Origin of the sequence: Paenibacillus sp. NPDC057886 (assembly GCF_042796655.1) — a bacterium.
Lineage (GTDB): Bacteria > Bacillota > Bacilli > Paenibacillales > Paenibacillaceae > Paenibacillus.
In genome coordinates this window covers 192,705-207,779 of sequence record NZ_JBHVMZ010000002.1, presented here as the reverse complement: position 1 = coordinate 207,779, position 15,075 = coordinate 192,705, and the positions used below count along the sequence as shown (strand labels likewise).

Below are 15,075 nucleotides of genomic sequence, written 5' to 3'. Positions count from 1 at the left end.
GCACGCCACCTTTATTATAAATTTAGGAATTAATATTTACGCAGAATTTACTTTAGTTTTACAAATTTAATTATTTCCATTATTATACATTTTAATTTAAAAAAACTTCAATGCGATTGTATATATCTTACAAAATAAAAAAATGGTATATTGATTATTTGATGTAAATAGATGGACCTTTTCTGAGATTTCACAGATGCAAAGTGTTTAACCAATGATTTTTTTTCACTTTGTTTTACAAACTACTAACCATGCGTTTACAGAGAGCTTGTTCCAAAACTTTATTGAGAATATTAAATGGATACTGTACGAACTTGAAGAGTTTCCCAGTCAGTATTTATTTCGAAATAATCCAGAGCATATTCATATAAGGATGGATATCTAATAGAAATCATGAGGAGTATAGCGAGGCCAGATGAATGAGTCAGACACCTTGGTTACCCCAAGAACAAAAAGCCACTCAACTGAGTCAATTTAAATTAGAAATACATAAATATTCGTTTATCTACTGTACACCTCAATTTCTTTCAACTTGTAATCTCTTGGGCGATTCGTTGCTCACCGCAGTGGAACCGCCAGCAACGTATGCAACAGCTCATTATGCCGCACATGCTTCGTCACGTAGCCCTGTTGCTCCAGCCAGCCGCACAGTCCGTCCAGCAGCGGGAAATGACGTTCCCTGATCGTTTGCAATGGCTCCGCATGGCCTGTTGCTTCAGCCTGCCGGATATAAGCCTGACGAGCAGTTGCATTAGCGAACATCAGGTCTGTCAGGCAGATCCGTCCACGTGGAGTTAACACTCGCTGCATCTCCTGTAATGCCAGCTGCTGCTGATCTGGGCTCAGATGGTGGAAGGCGAAGCTGGATACGACAAAGTCGAAGGAATGGTCGGTGAAGGGCAACGCCAGAAAGTTGCCGAGCTTCATATGCATCTCCGGATATTTGGTGCGGCATGTACGCAGCATCTCCCGGGATTGATCGATGGCGGTCATCGCTGCGCCGCGCTCTAACAGTTTGCCTGCCAAATTCCCCGTACCTGTGCCAATATCAAGACCTATTTCGCCGGGCACAGGAGATATCCAGTTTGCGGTCTGGTCCAGCGCCTCGTCATAGTTTTCATACATATTGAACAGTCCCGCACCTGTACCTGTACCTACACTTGCTCCTACTTCCAACTCTACCAATCTTGATCCTGAAGGTTCTGGATACGTTGTATCGCCATTTGTCCTGTGTGCTGCTGTCTTGCCTTCACCTTCCTGATCTAACTCTTCCGTATCCGTTGCTCTCATGATTTCAGATCCCGTATCCGATGTGACTTTGTAGGCATGTGATCCGGGCACACGGCCATTCGCTGCCTGTACCCGCTGATCGTGGATGGCTGCTTGCATATCGTAATTCCAGCGGTCATGCCAGTTCTGCCGGGCTTCCCTGAGACGGCGCGCACTGTCTGCAAGATCATGCAGATGGCTGACATCCAGTGGCCCGTCTTGGCGATTAAGATCAATCATACGCTGGGTTGTGTCCAGCATGCGTTTGAGCTCGACCCACTGGGCATACATGACCGCCTGCTGCAGCTCCAGATATTCTTCCAGCCGCTGCTGATTGCCCTGGTCAATCTCTCCGAGCGCTTGAGTGATATCCTGAAGTGACATCCCGATTTCGCGCAGGGCTGCAATGGTTTGCAGTCGCCAGATGTCATTCTCGGTATATGTACGATATCCGTTACTTGTCTGTTTGACGGGGGAGATCAGTCCCTTTTCCTCATAAAAGCGAATGGCTCTAGCCGATATGCCGAGTCTGTCCGCGGCTTCTTTGATGTTCATCACGCGCACCTCCTTATCAATTAAGTATAAACGATGACGTTACGGCAAGGTTAAGTGTTCATTTCTTTCCACCGAGTGAAATTTTAGTCAAGCCTGAGGCTATGCTACAATATAAAGCAAAGGAGCATTTTGCATCATATTCAACTGCAAAATGTCGAAACGAGCAAGGAACAAGCCATTTTTTCAGAACGCTGCTTTGCGCAGTGTTATTGACTATTGCACGAAAGGTTGAATTTTTATGCTTATCAGCCATACGTATACCATTCGGCCATCCGAGATCAAGGATGCAGCCCAACTGATGGAACTGGATGCACTGGTATGGGATAAGCATACCTCTCCGGCCCCGTTTCAGTGGCGATCCAGACAACAATATTTGCAGCATTGTCCTCCAGGCAGTCAGCTGATTGCCGTTCAGGGAGAGCGGGTATGTGGTTATGTGGGCTTTTATCTGCCGACAGGAATGCCTGTTAACCGCCATGTATACGAGATTAATATCGCCGTTCATCCCCATGATCGGCGCTGTGGTATTGCCACAGCTCTGATGGATGCCATGAAGCAGCATGCTTTTGAACAAGGGATCATCAAACTTAGGTTGCGGGTGTTATCCAGCAATCCAGGGGCTATTGCTTTTTATACACAGTGCGGATTTGTGACGGAAGGCAGACTGGTCTCTGAATTTTATATCGCAGGCAAATATGTGGACGATATTCTTATGAGTTATTTCATCCAGCCCAAAGGATAGAACAAAGTAGAAGGAGGAACAACAATGGACATGGGACTTCAGGGTAAAAAGGCACTGGTGCTTGCATCGAGTCGAGGACTGGGCAAAGCGGTAGCCGCTCAATTGGCAGCAGAAGGCGCTGATGTCATGCTCGCCAGCCGGAGCGAAGAGAAGCTTGCAGCGGTGAAACAGGAGCTGCTGGCGCTGGGTGGTGGCGGACGTATCGAATATTGTGCAACCGATGTGACAAGCAAGGAAGATATTGATGCCCTGATTCGCAAGACAGGCGAACAGTTTGGGCAGATTGATATTTTGGTGAACAATTCAGGTGGTCCGCCTTCTGGAACATTTGAGTCATTAACTGATGAAGATTGGGAACGGGCATTTGAATTAAATGTACTTAGCTATGTAAGATTGATTCGTGGTGCGCTTCCTTACATGAAGGAGAATGGCGGACATATCGTGAACATTGCCTCCACCTCTGTGAAGCAGCCGATCCCCGGTCTAATTCTGTCCAATACGTTCCGTACGGGTGTGTTCGGATTGGCCAAGACCTTGTCACAGGAACTCGCGCCATACGGCATTCTGATCAATACGGTTGCGCCAGGTAGAATTGGAACGGATCGGATACATGAACTTGACGCTGCGCGTGCAGAGCAGAATGGAATAAGTGAGGAAGAAGTTGCCGAACAATTCCGTAAGGAAATTCCACTGGGACGTTATGGTCAACCCGAGGAGTTTGCCAAAGCGGTTGTGTTCCTCTTATCAGGAGCGAATACGTACATTACAGGTACATCCCTTGTGGTGGATGGTGGCATGGTACGTGCGCTCTAAGGAAGAAGCCTGATCGAGAAATTTCAAGTGATACGGATGCATAAATGCGCAAATAAGATAAAGCCCCTCCTTATTCTCCACGCGTTGTGGAGTAGGAGGGGCTTTAAGAGTTGATGCATGCATTGTGAGGGCCATATTTCGCAGTAGGAGTTGGCCCTCCAACCATTTAAATTATGTAAGTCTAATTAGCGCAAAAGTTCCCATTCATGCTGCAGCATGCCATACACCGCATGGTTAACATAGCCCTTAGGCAGTTTCTCGGCCTGGCGAATAACACCTTCAAGGACGAATCCAAGCCGTTCAGGGATGGCCCGGCTCCGCTTGTTGTTGGTTGCAGAGCGAATCTCGACACGATTCAGATCCAGAGTGACCAGAGCGTAGTCGACCAGAACGCGGCATGCGCTGGTCATCAAACCTTGACCTTCAAAACCTTTGCCAAGCCAGTATCCGATGCTTACCGAGCGGTTGGTCCAGTTGATTTCGTGGAAGCCAATGATGCCTGCAAGATCGCCTTTCAGCCAGACACCTGCGGTGAAACCGCCGTTGTCAGCTCCCTGTTTCAATGCATTGCTGATAAAATTCGAAGTATGCTCAATCTCGGTAACGTTGTCCACCCACGGTAACCAATGCCTCAACTGATCCCGCGAGCGGTCCGTGAGTTCGAACAACGGTTTAGTGTGCTCCATGGCAAGTGGGCGGAGTTCGGTATATTCATCCAATGAATAGGTAAACATGAGTGCAACCTTCTTTCTTTGAAATAATGGTTTATCGGGAAGTCTTTGGTAGCTTGCGCTCCAGTGCAAACAGGTCTTCTTCCATCGAGGCCATGCGTTGATTCAACGTAGTACGGGCGTCACCCAGTGCCTGATTATATATGTAGGGAGCCAACTGGGTCATGAAAAGATCCAGCACACCCCAAGCTGCCAGATCGCCCAGTTCTTCGCCGCGTTCCTCTTCGAAATACGACTGGATGGTACGTATGGCTTCATCCTGTTGTTCTTTGGACAGTTTTAGCGCGTTCAATGGGAAACCCTCCCTTAAATTCTGTTTTTCTATCATGCTACATGATTCGTGCGAACCCGTCAAAATGGTTTTGGGCCTATCTTGTGTACAGCCCGTCATGACTTTGGTGCCGTTATTTATTGAACTCGTCCCTCGTTAAAGGTATATTTAGATGAAACGCATTGTAAATGCTGAAAGTTCCAATCAATTCATGAAAGGTTTGATACCTGTGGACAATCGTACAACCCCACCTAACTTTATCAAAAATATTATTACCGAAGATCTCCGGTCAGGGAAAGTCCAGAAAGTCATTACCCGTTTTCCTCCGGAACCGAACGGTTATCTGCATATCGGCCATGCCAAAGCGATCTGGATTAACTTTGCACTGGGTGGCGAATTTGGCGGCAAAACGAATCTGCGCTTCGATGACACGAATCCGGTCAAGGAAGATGTAGAGTATGTCCAATCGATTCAGGAAGACGTGAAATGGCTCGGCTATGAGTGGAGCGAGAAACGTTTTGCTTCCGATTATTTTGATGAAATGTACAGCTGCGCGGTCTTGCTTATCCAAAAAGGTAAAGCTTATATCGACGACCAAAGCGCCGACGAAATCCGTGCTATGCGTGGAACGCTTACCGAGCCGGGCAAGAACAGCCCGTACCGTGACCGCACTGTAGAAGAGAATCTTGACCTGTTTACACGCATGCGTGCAGGCGAATTCCAGAACGGTGAGAAAGTGCTGCGCGCCAAGATTGATATGGCTTCACCGAACATCAACCTGCGTGATCCGGTCATTTACCGTATTGCTCATGCACATCATCATAATACGGGTGACAAATGGTGCATCTATCCGATGTACGCGTTCGCTCACCCGCTCGAAGATGCCATCGAAGGAGTGACCCATTCTCTCTGCTCTCTGGAGTTTGAGGACCAACGTCCATTCTATGATTGGGTTATTGCCGAATGTGAGATGGAGAACCAACCGCATCAATATGAGTTTGGTCGCCTGAACCTGTCACAAATGGTAACAAGCAAACGGAAGCTGAAACTGCTCGTGGACGAAGGCCATGTGGATGGATGGGATGATCCGCGCATGCCAACGATTTCCGGTCTGCGCCGCCGGGGATATACACCGGAAGCCATTCGTGATTTCGTATTCGAAACAGGCATTTCCAAAAGCCAAGGTGTCATCGATCTGCAAACGCTGGAACACTTTGTCCGTGAAGATCTGAAATTGAAAGCTCCGCGTACGATGGCTGTTCTGCATCCGCTCAAAGTGGTCATTACGAATTACCCTGAAGGGCAAGTCGAATGGCTCGAAGCAGAGAATAATGTGGAGAATCCGGAGATGGGCAATCGCCAAATTCCGTTCTCCCGTGAGATTTACATTGAACAGGACGATTTCATGGAAAATCCGCCCAACAAATATTTCCGTTTGTTCCCTGGCAACGAGGTCCGTCTGAAACATGCGTACTTCATCAAATGTAACGATGTAATCAAGGATGCGGAAGGCAATGTGACTGAAATCCATTGTACTTACGATGTGGAGACGAAGAGCGGCAGCGGCTTCACAGGCCGTAAAGTTAAAGGAACGATCCATTGGGTGGAAGCAAGCCAAGCGGTTCCGGCTGAATTCCGTCTGTATGAACCTCTGATCTCCGCAGAAGCACCGGAAGCTGAAGCCGAAGTGGAAGTAGCAGGGGCTGAGGTTGTGGAAGAGCAACCGGAGAAAACGTTCCTGGATCAATTGAATCCAAATTCTCTTGAAGTCGTTCAAGGGTTTGTGGAGCAAGAGATGAAGGAAGCGAAAGCACAGGATAAATTCCAGTTCTTCCGTCATGGTTACTTCAGCGTGGATCCGAAACATTCCGAGCCAGGCCGTCCGGTGTTTAACCGGGTCGTATCCCTGAAAAGCTCGTTCCAACTGCCAAAAGCATAAGGTGAAACCTATAGGTAGGCAAAGGTAAAGTTAAAAGGTTTATGGTCAAAGCTACGAGTTAGGATTATGAACTTAAGCTGTAAACTTAAATCTATAAACGTAAAAGGCGTCTCCAGGGCAACAAGCCAATGGAGACGCCTTTCTATTTACTATTACTATTCATAATCTTTTGTTTCGGTTTTTTAAACGTTGATGTTACACCATAACGGAGAGGACAGAAAAAACCTGAAGAAGCGGAGCGTTCGCCTAAAAGCTTTCTGAAAGAAAGCTACATCGGAAGCATACGCTTTATCACCGTGATTTTACCCTTTGATAAAGGGAATCAAAAAAATCCGGGGATAACAGCGATCGAAAGATTGTTCTGTCCTCGTAGTGCTCCAGTGTAAATCTTGAAAGGTTCAACCTTTGCCAACAAAAGATTACCTTTCACCCATCTCCGTCAGCACTGTTGGCTGATAGCCATTGCGGCGGTTCGAGAACCACATGATTGCAAAACCAACGGCACCAATCAGGGAGAAGAATACTCCGATGTTATACATTACCTCAGCACCGAAGCTCTGGAACAACCAGCCGCCGAACAGACCGGCAATGACACCAGAGAGGCCGCCCCAGGCCATCGTATACACGGCCTGACCCGAGGAGCGGTACGGCCTTGGAATGAACAGCATCGTTAGCTGGGTCCCGACATAGAAATACCCGCCGAACGTAATGGAATGCATGAGCTGGATGAACACAATCTCTAACGGATTGTTTGCCAGGGCCATGAGCTGCCAGCGGATGGCGAACAGCAGACTGATCAGTATGAGAGATGAGAGAAGCATGCTCATTTTGCGTTTGAGAAAACGGTCCAGGAGCAAGAATACACCAACTTCAAGTATGGATGATGTGAAGATGGCCCAGCCAACCATCTGCTTATCGCCACCCATCTCCACGATGTATAATGACATAAATGTACTGTTCATGGCGTTGGGTACGGAAACGAGCACCCCAAGCCCTATAAAGATCATAAAGTACGGATTGAACATTACCCTGCCGAAACGTCGAAAGCTCACTACAGGAGTATCCGAAGCGATCGGCTGTCTGGGTAGAAACAAGGCGAAGACAAAGGCAATGACAATCATGAAGGCAAAGACAAGGGATACACTGCCCGCCCCCAGGCGATCAATGAGAGGTCCGGCAGCCGCAGCGGTCAGAGCCCAGCCCAGCGATCCCCAGAGCCGAAACGTACCGAATTTCTGAGTCGTACCATCGATATAACCGAGTATCAGGCTGTTGGTTTGGGCAAACAATGGACTTTGAAAAAAATAAAAAAAGATCATGGCTGCATAGATCCAGGCATACGTAGGCGCATAGAATACGGCCTGAGCAAGCACAAAGGTGCCACCCATCATCATCATCAGGATAATGCGAATATTGCGTGATTTATCGCTCCAGAAGCCCCAGAACGGATTAGCAAACAAGGATACAAACGGACCAATCGCCATCAGACTGCCAATCTCCAATTTGGTCATCCCGATTTCCTGCAAATACAACTGAAGAAAACCGGCGAAGATTGAAATGGCTCCATAAATGAAAAAGTTATATAGTTTCAGCGAAACCAAAGAGGGATTGCCTCTTCCGGGTGCATATCTGTCCAATAGAGCCATTCCTTTCAGAATCATATTCTTCAATGTATCATTTGTTGAAAGGGTATTCAATGTATAGAATACGTTTATTAGACGAGGAGGATTACCGTGAGCACGATGGAATGGACAGGTATTATATTGGCGGGAGGTTTATCCCGCCGTATGGGTTCCAATAAAGCGTTATTGGAATGGAATGGTTCCAGCGTGCTGGAACAGGTCATCCAAGCGATGGCACCAGCGGTACAACGCATTATCGTTTCCGCAGGAACCAACACGGCTGCATACAACGTATTGCCCTACGACTGCGTTCAGGATGATTACCCGGGGAAAGGGCCGCTTGCAGGACTGCATGCTGCGCTGGAAGCCTCGGAGACGGACTGGAACCTCGTCTGCGCCTGTGATATGCCGATGCTAGAGCCATCCTTTTTCAAAGGCATGAAGAGACTCACCGAATCAGGACAAGAGCATCATGCGATCGTTCCACGATTGGCAGGTCGTGTTCATCCGCTTGCAGGTGTATATCATAGACGTGTTCTCCCCGAACTTGAACAGCGCTTAATAGATAATAGACTGAAGGTAACCCAATGGCTTGAAGAGATCGGCTGCCGATATGTCGATGTGGATGAGCTGGAAAGCGCTGGCGTCCATGATGTGGCCATTCAGCTTAGTAATATGAATACTCCGGAAGAGTATGAGCATATTCGTAACCGATCATACGGCCCCTAACCCATCAATTCATTCATCATCTCATACTTTTCTCAGTCCGATTCGGTCCCCCAACTCTGGTCCAATGAAATCGATTCGTTGGATATATCCTGAACGGCGTTGCGATATTGAAGCGGACTCTGGCCAGTCCATCGTTTGAATTGCCTGCTGAAGTGTGACAGGTGGGTATAGCCCAGCTTCCATGCAATTTCACCCAAAGAGAGCTTCGGTTGTTCGATCAGCACTTTGGCTTCCTGCAGCTTCAGGCTGGACAGATAGGCCCGTGGAGATTGGCCGTACACCTTGCGGAAGATCTGCAGCCCATATCCCGGACTGATGCCAAACGAGGATATGATCTGCTCCACTTTGACGGTGGATACATTGCCCTCCTTGATTCGGAGCTGCGTATGGAACGCCTGTTTGATGGCTTCTGCGATGGCCCCAGCATAATGCATGGCTGCGGGAGCTGGAGCATTAAGCGAAGCATCAGATCGGGTGGACAGTGGTTCACGGTCAGCCGCCTGGGACAGCAGGGCAAACAATTCAAACATGCGTGCCTGCATTATAAATTTGTCTGTGGAAGTGTATGCCTCCGATGTTCTGATCATGATCATCCAGTTCTCCAGGACGGGACGCATTTGCATATTATCTGTGGTACCTGCCTCATAGATTCGGCTGTGATGTGACATCAGCTTCAGGGTAAATACGGGATCATCCACATTGAAATGAGCACTGAAATACGTCATGCCCTCTGATGATACACATTGGTTCGTATGCCTGAATCCCGGTGGAATCAGCAGAATGGAACCTTCCTCAACCGTATAGGTATACCCGTGAATCACGCTCTCCTGAGTCCCCTTAATAACCAGCATAATTTCAAAGCCCGGATGGGATTCCTCCGGCATCGCCCAACCGTATGGAACTTGTTGGCTGTGCGCTCCATAGAATTTAATGTTACAGTCGATAATAGGCAGCCAGTGAGCCAGTGTATGATGTGGCATTTCTCGAAGCTGTGATCGGATATCCATGACATTCACCTCGGAAAAGGGTAAAAACAACTCGCCTTGTACAATCGGCACCCAAAGTATACTTTATTATAATCAGTTTAACGCCAACATTGAAAAATTGCAGAAAAGGAGAGCGTTCGACAGATTGCTAAGTGTCTAATGTACTTCAATAGATATTAATGTAAACGTTATCATTTTTCAATTGAATCATTTCATTTTGTATAAATGCAAGAGCTTCATACTTCCGGATGAAAAGGGGATTTTAACATGGACAAGTTATTGTACGGGGTAGCCTACTATGACGAATATATGCCTTATGAGCGATTGGACAAAGATATTCAGATGATGAAAGATGCAGGCATCAACGTGGTGCGGATTGCGGAATCCACCTGGAGTACGCATGAACCACAGAATGGCGTATTCGACTTCTCCTCAGTAGATCGTGTACTGGATGCCATGCATGCGGCGGGCATTCAGGTTATTGTGGGTACACCTACGTATGCTGTTCCGACGTGGATGGTCAAGGAGCACCCGGATGTTCTGGCAACAACGGTACAGGGACCGGGGAAATATGGAGCGCGGCAGATCATGGATATCACACATCCAACGTATCTGTTCTATGCGGAACGCATCATTCGCAAGCTGATCTCCCGTGTCAGCAAGCACCCTGCCGTGATCGGCTATCAGACGGATAACGAAACGAAGCATTACAATACTGCCGGAGATAACGTACAATTGCAATTCGTCAAATATATGCGTAACAAGTTCAGCTCATTGGATGATCTGAACAAGGAATTTGGTCTCGACTATTGGAGTAACCGCATCAATAGCTGGGAGGACTTCCCGTCTGTTGTTGGTACAATCAACGGCAGTCTGGGAGCTGAATTTGCCAAATTCCAGCGCCAATTGGTAACTCATTTTCTAGCGTGGCAGGTCGGAATTGTAAATGAGTACAAACAGGAAGGTCAGTTTGTCACCCAGAATTTTGACTTCGACTGGCGTGGATATTCGTACGGCATCCAGGGGGATGTGGACCATTTTGCCGCCTCCAAACCTTTTGACATCACCAGTGTGGACATCTACCATCCGTCGCAGGACGATCTGACCGGCATTGAGATTTCATTCGGCGGTGACGTGGCACGTTCCACCAAACAATCGAACTATCTCGTACTGGAGACAGAAGCGCAGGCTTTCTGGCACTGGGTTCCCTATCCGGGACAGCTTCGCCTTCAGGCGTTTAGCCATCTGGCCTCGGGAGCAAACATGGTCGCCTATTGGCACTGGCATTCCTTGCATAATTCGTTCGAGACGTATTGGAAAGGATTACTGAGCCATGATTTTGAACCGAATCCGGTGTACAACGAGGCGAGAACGATCGGCCGGGATTTTGCCAGACTTAGCCCGCAACTGGTGAATTTGAAGAAAACGAATCGGGTAGCCGTGCTGTTCAGCAATGCGGCGTTGACGTCGATCAAATGGTTCGGGTTTAATTTTACCAGTGACAAAAAATACAATGACGTTGTGCGCTGGATGTATGACGAATTATACAAAATGAACATGGGCTGTGATCTGATTGATCCGTCTGTGGAGAGTTATGAAGGCTATGATGTGATTGTTGTGCCTGCTTTGTACGCTGCTTCCGATGCATTGCTTGAGAGGCTGAATCAATTTGTACAGGATGGTGGGCATGTCGTTTACTCCTTCAAGAGCGGATTCGCCAATGAGCATATTAAAGTCCGCTCTACCCGCCAGCCTGGACTGATCAGTGAGGCTTGTGGCATCAGTTACAACCTGTTCGTTGAGCCGAAAAATGTGTCGCTTCGAGATGATCCGTTCGAGGTTGGAGAGGAACAGAATCGGATTCACACCTGGATGGAACTCATCACACCAACAACTGCAGAAGTGCTGGCCTGGTATGATCATCCTCACTGGGGAGAATATGCGGCAATTACCCAGAATGCCTATGGCAAGGGCAAAGCAACATACGTTGGATGTTATACCAGCTCCGCGGTGATTCGCAAAGTGTTGGAGCGTGTCATGAAGGAAGTCGGACTGTGGGGAACCGATCAGGAATTGGCTTATCCAATCATCGTGAAGAGCGGAGTGAATGATCAAGGGAATACGATTCGGTATTTCTTTAACTACTCCGATCAGGCGACTTCGTTCGTAAATGCCTACGGAGACGGAATGGAACTTCTGGCAGGAACAGCGGTGTCCGGAGGGCAAAATATAGACCTGGAACCGTGGGGGTTCTGCATTATTGAGCAATAATGGGAAATCATAAATGAATTGACAAGTCTGTTTTCAATGATTATAAAAAGAATACCAAGACCAAAGCGCCCTCGGCTTCATGCTGGGGCGTTTATCTTATTTTAGCTCATAGCTCAGGAGTGGATGCCTCGTGTTTACCGAATTATATCGGAAGCTTATTGATCCGTTCAAACGCAGCATTCGCAACAAATTAATACTCACCATGACGTTTCTGGCCATTCTGCCCGTAATTGCCATGACTGTTGTAGCGGCCGAAAATACCCGCTCTTCCATGGAAGAAGAGATCATGGAGACCAACCGTGCGAATATGAATTGGGCCTCCATCTATTTGGGTGAACAATTCGCGCGGATGAACAATCTCATCTATTCCATTCAGATCAGTGATGAGCTGCATCAGTATTTGGCATTGAACCAGGATGCCCCAGCTGCCAGCCGATTCGATGAGCAGAAGGCTGTGTTCAACATGCTGAACAGTGTATATTATTCGGCTGGCAACTATGTATTTGGCGTGGAATTATACCTAAAGGAACTGGACACGTTGTTCACCTTCAACTCGATGGAAAGCCGAATCCGATCGGTCTCGGACATTCCTTCGGCATATCATGAACTTTTTGAGCAGCATAAGGACTTTACGATTATTAATGATCCGAATGATCCGGAGAAGTTTCATATGACCCGCAGCATGAACCGTTTTGAGGATCAGGCGCAGATCGGCGCGATCAGTCTGGAAGTCAAGTGGGCTGAATTCAATCAGACGCTGGAATTGCTGGACAGCCGGGGAGATTATGCGGTGTATATCGCGGATGGTACGGGAAGTCCGGTCTATCAGCCAAACAAGGAGATACAGCCTTCAGCAGAGGCGCTGGAAAGGCTCGCAGCTACGAAGGACAGTTCCGGTTTCATTCGAACAGCCAAGGAATATGTATTCTATCATGCCATTGACCCGTCAGGAATGCGTCTGATCAAAATTGTACCTTCCCATGTCATCAATGAGAGTGCATTGGAAACGATGAAATACGGCCTTGTTGTGGGTGGACTGGCTACGGTGGTTTCGGTGTTGTTGGCAGCATTTGTGGCTTGGCGAACATCCAAACCGATTGTCAGACTGGCGAATTCCATGAAGGGAATCCAGTTGATCAAGGACAAGGAAGTGGTGCGCAGTGGTCGGGTGGATGAGATTGGCCTGCTGGAAAAAAATCTGCATGGTATGGCAAGCCGCATTCGGGAGCATATCCGGGATAACTATCTCATGAATCTGGAGAAACAGACTGCCGAGCTCAAAGCGCTTCAGTCCCAGATTCACCCGCATTTTCTGCAAAATACGTTGCAGATGATCGGAGGTATGGTGTACTCACAGAAGCCTGCAGACAGTTACAAAGTGATTCGTGCATTAAGTGAGATGTTCCGTTATATTGTCAGAGCACCGGATGGTCTCGTGCCATTACAGTCTGAATTGGACCAGCTGGAGCATTATATGCTCATCCAGAAGCAGCGTTTTGGCAGCAGGCTTGAATATAAACTAATGATTGAAGGCGGGCTGGGTGACTGCTACATTCCGAAGTTGTCCCTGCAACCGATTGTGGAGAATGCATTTGTCCATGGTCTGGAGAAAAAACAGGGAGAGTGGAAATTGAACATTGAAGTTGTCCGACTGGATCATGAGGTAACCATCTGCATTTCCGATAACGGGGTGGGCATGGATCAAGAGAGGCTGGCAGAGATGCAATCCAGACTGTCCAAGCTGTCCCAGCAAGGAGACAGGGTATGGAGCTCGGGGACAAGCATTGGTCTGGTCAATGCCGCATCACGCATCGTGATGCACTTTGGGCCTGCATACGGCATGAACATGGAGAGTGGGGAAGGACAGGGAACCCGTGTCACTGTTCGAATTCCTTGCCATACAGGAGGCGAGATCTCGTGAACAAGGATCATTATAGAGTGGTAATAGTGGACGACGAGCCATGGAACAGAGATATTTTGCGCAATTTGGGCACGTGGGATGAGCTTGGCATGGTGGTTGCAGGTGAGGCAGAGGATGGCGGAGAGGCGATCCGGCTGGTAGAGCAGCATCAGCCCCATATTATCATTACAGATATGCGTATGCCGGGTACAGACGGCGTGGAACTGCTCCAGACGCTGAGTGCGCAATATCCGCATATCAAAGTGATTGTGGTCAGCGGATATGATGATTTCAATTATGCGAAACATGCCATTCGTCACCGTGCGGCCGATTATCTGCTCAAGCCGGTGAATCCCGATGAATTGAATAACGTTCTGGCCAAGTGTAAACGAGAATTGGAAAAGACCGAGTCCGGACCGGAGTCCTGGGAACCTTATCCTTCCGCTTTTTCTGGCGAGTTCTCGCTGTTCCAACAGCAGGCACGCCTGCGTTTTAACGACTTGAACGTTCCGGGATTGCGGGAACTGTTCCAACAGCTGGAGCACCGGCTCGATACCAGTGATATCCGAAGACCTCAACAGCTTGGGCGGGTCGCATACGAATTGCAGACGCTGCTGGGCGAGCTGTGTGTTTCCAACGGCTTATGCGAGCAACCTGTAGCAGCTGTGCTCCCGCCGCCGACGGCTCTGGCGTCTATCACATCGGCGGTGGATTGGTTATCAGCGCCCTACTATACTTCGTTGGAGCAGCTGATTGCGCAGCGCAAATTCAAGAACAAGCTGAACCTGGATGAGGTGAAGCAATACATCGAGCAGCACTGCATGGAGATGATTACGCTAGAGCAGCTCGCGCAGATCTTTTTTGTGAGCAAAGAATATCTCAGCAAGGTGTTCAAAAAAGAATACGGCGTGAATGTGACCGACTATATTGTTCAATTACGCATGGCAAGAGCCAAGGAATGGGTGCTCGATGATCAGATTCCATTCAAACATATTGCCGAGATGACGGGTTATGAGGATGTATCGTACTTTTACCGGGTATTCAAGAAACACTTCGGAGTTTCGCCTGGGGAGATGCGAAAAGGACAACCTCGAATATCAGGTAACAGCCCCAAATAATCCATTCACAGAGAGTTTACTATTGGATTAAGGTTTAAAATAATCCAATAAACGAGTCTAATAATGTCCAATGAAGCGCTTTCATTTCGTGATATATAATGATCCTATGAAAGACAAACCAGTTACACC

General features: G+C 48.0%; 12 protein-coding genes. 7 read left to right on the top strand and 5 right to left on the bottom strand.

Annotated features, from left to right (window positions below):
• Positions 1–558: 558 nt before the first annotated feature.
• On the bottom strand, positions 559–1,824 hold the full coding sequence (locus tag ACFVQB_RS08100; RefSeq protein WP_379436771.1) for a methyltransferase domain-containing protein: 1,266 nt from the start codon (positions 1,822–1,824) through the stop codon (positions 559–561).
• A 238-nt stretch (positions 1,825–2,062) separates the two neighbouring features.
• Here ACFVQB_RS08100 and ACFVQB_RS08095 point away from each other — a divergent pair, with 238 nt between their 5' ends.
• Positions 2,063–2,566: a GNAT family N-acetyltransferase gene (locus ACFVQB_RS08095; protein ID WP_113052950.1), complete on the top strand. Its 504-nt coding sequence runs from the start codon at positions 2,063–2,065 to the stop codon at positions 2,564–2,566.
• Positions 2,567–2,590: 24 nt separating this feature from the next.
• Positions 2,591–3,379, top strand: a complete 789-nt coding sequence (locus ACFVQB_RS08090; RefSeq protein WP_379436767.1) for an SDR family oxidoreductase — start codon at positions 2,591–2,593, stop codon at positions 3,377–3,379.
• Positions 3,380–3,564: 185 nt separating this feature from the next.
• On the opposite strand, the gene ACFVQB_RS08085 is transcribed toward ACFVQB_RS08090, so the two are convergent.
• Positions 3,565–4,113, bottom strand: a complete 549-nt coding sequence (locus tag ACFVQB_RS08085) for a GNAT family N-acetyltransferase (RefSeq protein WP_076287542.1) — start codon at positions 4,111–4,113, stop codon at positions 3,565–3,567.
• A 31-nt stretch (positions 4,114–4,144) separates the two neighbouring features.
• Positions 4,145–4,402 (bottom strand): DUF2164 domain-containing protein, encoded by a 258-nt coding sequence (locus ACFVQB_RS08080; RefSeq protein WP_144424569.1) that lies wholly within the window; start codon positions 4,400–4,402, stop codon positions 4,145–4,147.
• A 190-nt stretch (positions 4,403–4,592) separates the two neighbouring features.
• On the opposite strand from ACFVQB_RS08080, the gene ACFVQB_RS08075 reads away from it, so the two are divergent.
• Positions 4,593–6,320 carry a glutamine--tRNA ligase/YqeY domain fusion protein gene (locus ACFVQB_RS08075; protein ID WP_379438063.1) on the top strand — a complete coding sequence of 576 codons (1,728 nt, stop codon included), beginning with the start codon at positions 4,593–4,595 and terminating at the stop codon, positions 6,318–6,320.
• A 419-nt stretch (positions 6,321–6,739) separates the two neighbouring features.
• Here the strand turns inward: ACFVQB_RS08075 and ACFVQB_RS08070 are convergent, their stop codons facing one another.
• Complete coding sequence (locus ACFVQB_RS08070; RefSeq protein WP_379438061.1) at positions 6,740–7,966, bottom strand: MFS transporter; 1,227 nt, start codon at positions 7,964–7,966, stop codon at positions 6,740–6,742.
• Positions 7,967–8,062: 96 nt separating this feature from the next.
• On the opposite strand from ACFVQB_RS08070, the gene mobA reads away from it, so the two are divergent.
• Positions 8,063–8,671 (top strand): molybdenum cofactor guanylyltransferase, encoded by a 609-nt coding sequence (gene mobA, locus ACFVQB_RS08065; RefSeq protein WP_379438058.1) that lies wholly within the window; start codon positions 8,063–8,065, stop codon positions 8,669–8,671.
• A gap of 32 nt (positions 8,672–8,703) precedes the next feature.
• On the opposite strand, the gene ACFVQB_RS08060 is transcribed toward mobA, so the two are convergent.
• Positions 8,704–9,678 carry a helix-turn-helix domain-containing protein gene (locus ACFVQB_RS08060; protein WP_379436763.1) on the bottom strand — a complete coding sequence of 325 codons (975 nt, stop codon included), beginning with the start codon at positions 9,676–9,678 and terminating at the stop codon, positions 8,704–8,706.
• A 246-nt stretch (positions 9,679–9,924) separates the two neighbouring features.
• Here ACFVQB_RS08060 and ACFVQB_RS08055 point away from each other — a divergent pair, with 246 nt between their 5' ends.
• The 3 genes from ACFVQB_RS08055 (at position 9,925) to ACFVQB_RS08045 (ending at position 14,946) form a co-directional block, all read left to right on the top strand.
• Positions 9,925–11,928: a beta-galactosidase gene (locus ACFVQB_RS08055; protein WP_379436760.1), complete on the top strand. Its 2,004-nt coding sequence runs from the start codon at positions 9,925–9,927 to the stop codon at positions 11,926–11,928.
• Positions 11,929–12,058: 130 nt separating this feature from the next.
• Entirely contained in the window at positions 12,059–13,849 is a 1,791-nt protein-coding gene (locus ACFVQB_RS08050; protein ID WP_379436757.1) for a sensor histidine kinase, read from the top strand.
• Entirely contained in the window at positions 13,846–14,946 is a 1,101-nt protein-coding gene (locus ACFVQB_RS08045) for a response regulator (protein WP_379436754.1), read from the top strand. Before ACFVQB_RS08050 ends, ACFVQB_RS08045 begins: the two co-directional genes overlap by 4 nt.
• Positions 14,947–15,075 lie beyond the last annotated feature (129 nt).

Coding starts and splice junctions, on each gene's coding strand:
- ACFVQB_RS08100 (WP_379436771.1), bottom strand. CDS start 1,824: ATGAACATCAAAGAAGCCGCGGACAGACTCGGCATATCGGCTAGAGCC.
- ACFVQB_RS08095 (WP_113052950.1), top strand. CDS start 2,063: ATGCTTATCAGCCATACGTATACCATTCGGCCATCCGAGATCAAGGAT.
- ACFVQB_RS08090 (WP_379436767.1), top strand. CDS start 2,591: ATGGACATGGGACTTCAGGGTAAAAAGGCACTGGTGCTTGCATCGAGT.
- ACFVQB_RS08085 (WP_076287542.1), bottom strand. CDS start 4,113: ATGTTTACCTATTCATTGGATGAATATACCGAACTCCGCCCACTTGCC.
- ACFVQB_RS08075 (WP_379438063.1), top strand. CDS start 4,593: ATGAAAGGTTTGATACCTGTGGACAATCGTACAACCCCACCTAACTTT.
- ACFVQB_RS08070 (WP_379438061.1), bottom strand. CDS start 7,966: ATGGCTCTATTGGACAGATATGCACCCGGAAGAGGCAATCCCTCTTTG.
- mobA (WP_379438058.1), top strand. CDS start 8,063: ATGGAATGGACAGGTATTATATTGGCGGGAGGTTTATCCCGCCGTATG.
- ACFVQB_RS08060 (WP_379436763.1), bottom strand. CDS start 9,678: ATGGATATCCGATCACAGCTTCGAGAAATGCCACATCATACACTGGCT.
- ACFVQB_RS08055 (WP_379436760.1), top strand. CDS start 9,925: ATGGACAAGTTATTGTACGGGGTAGCCTACTATGACGAATATATGCCT.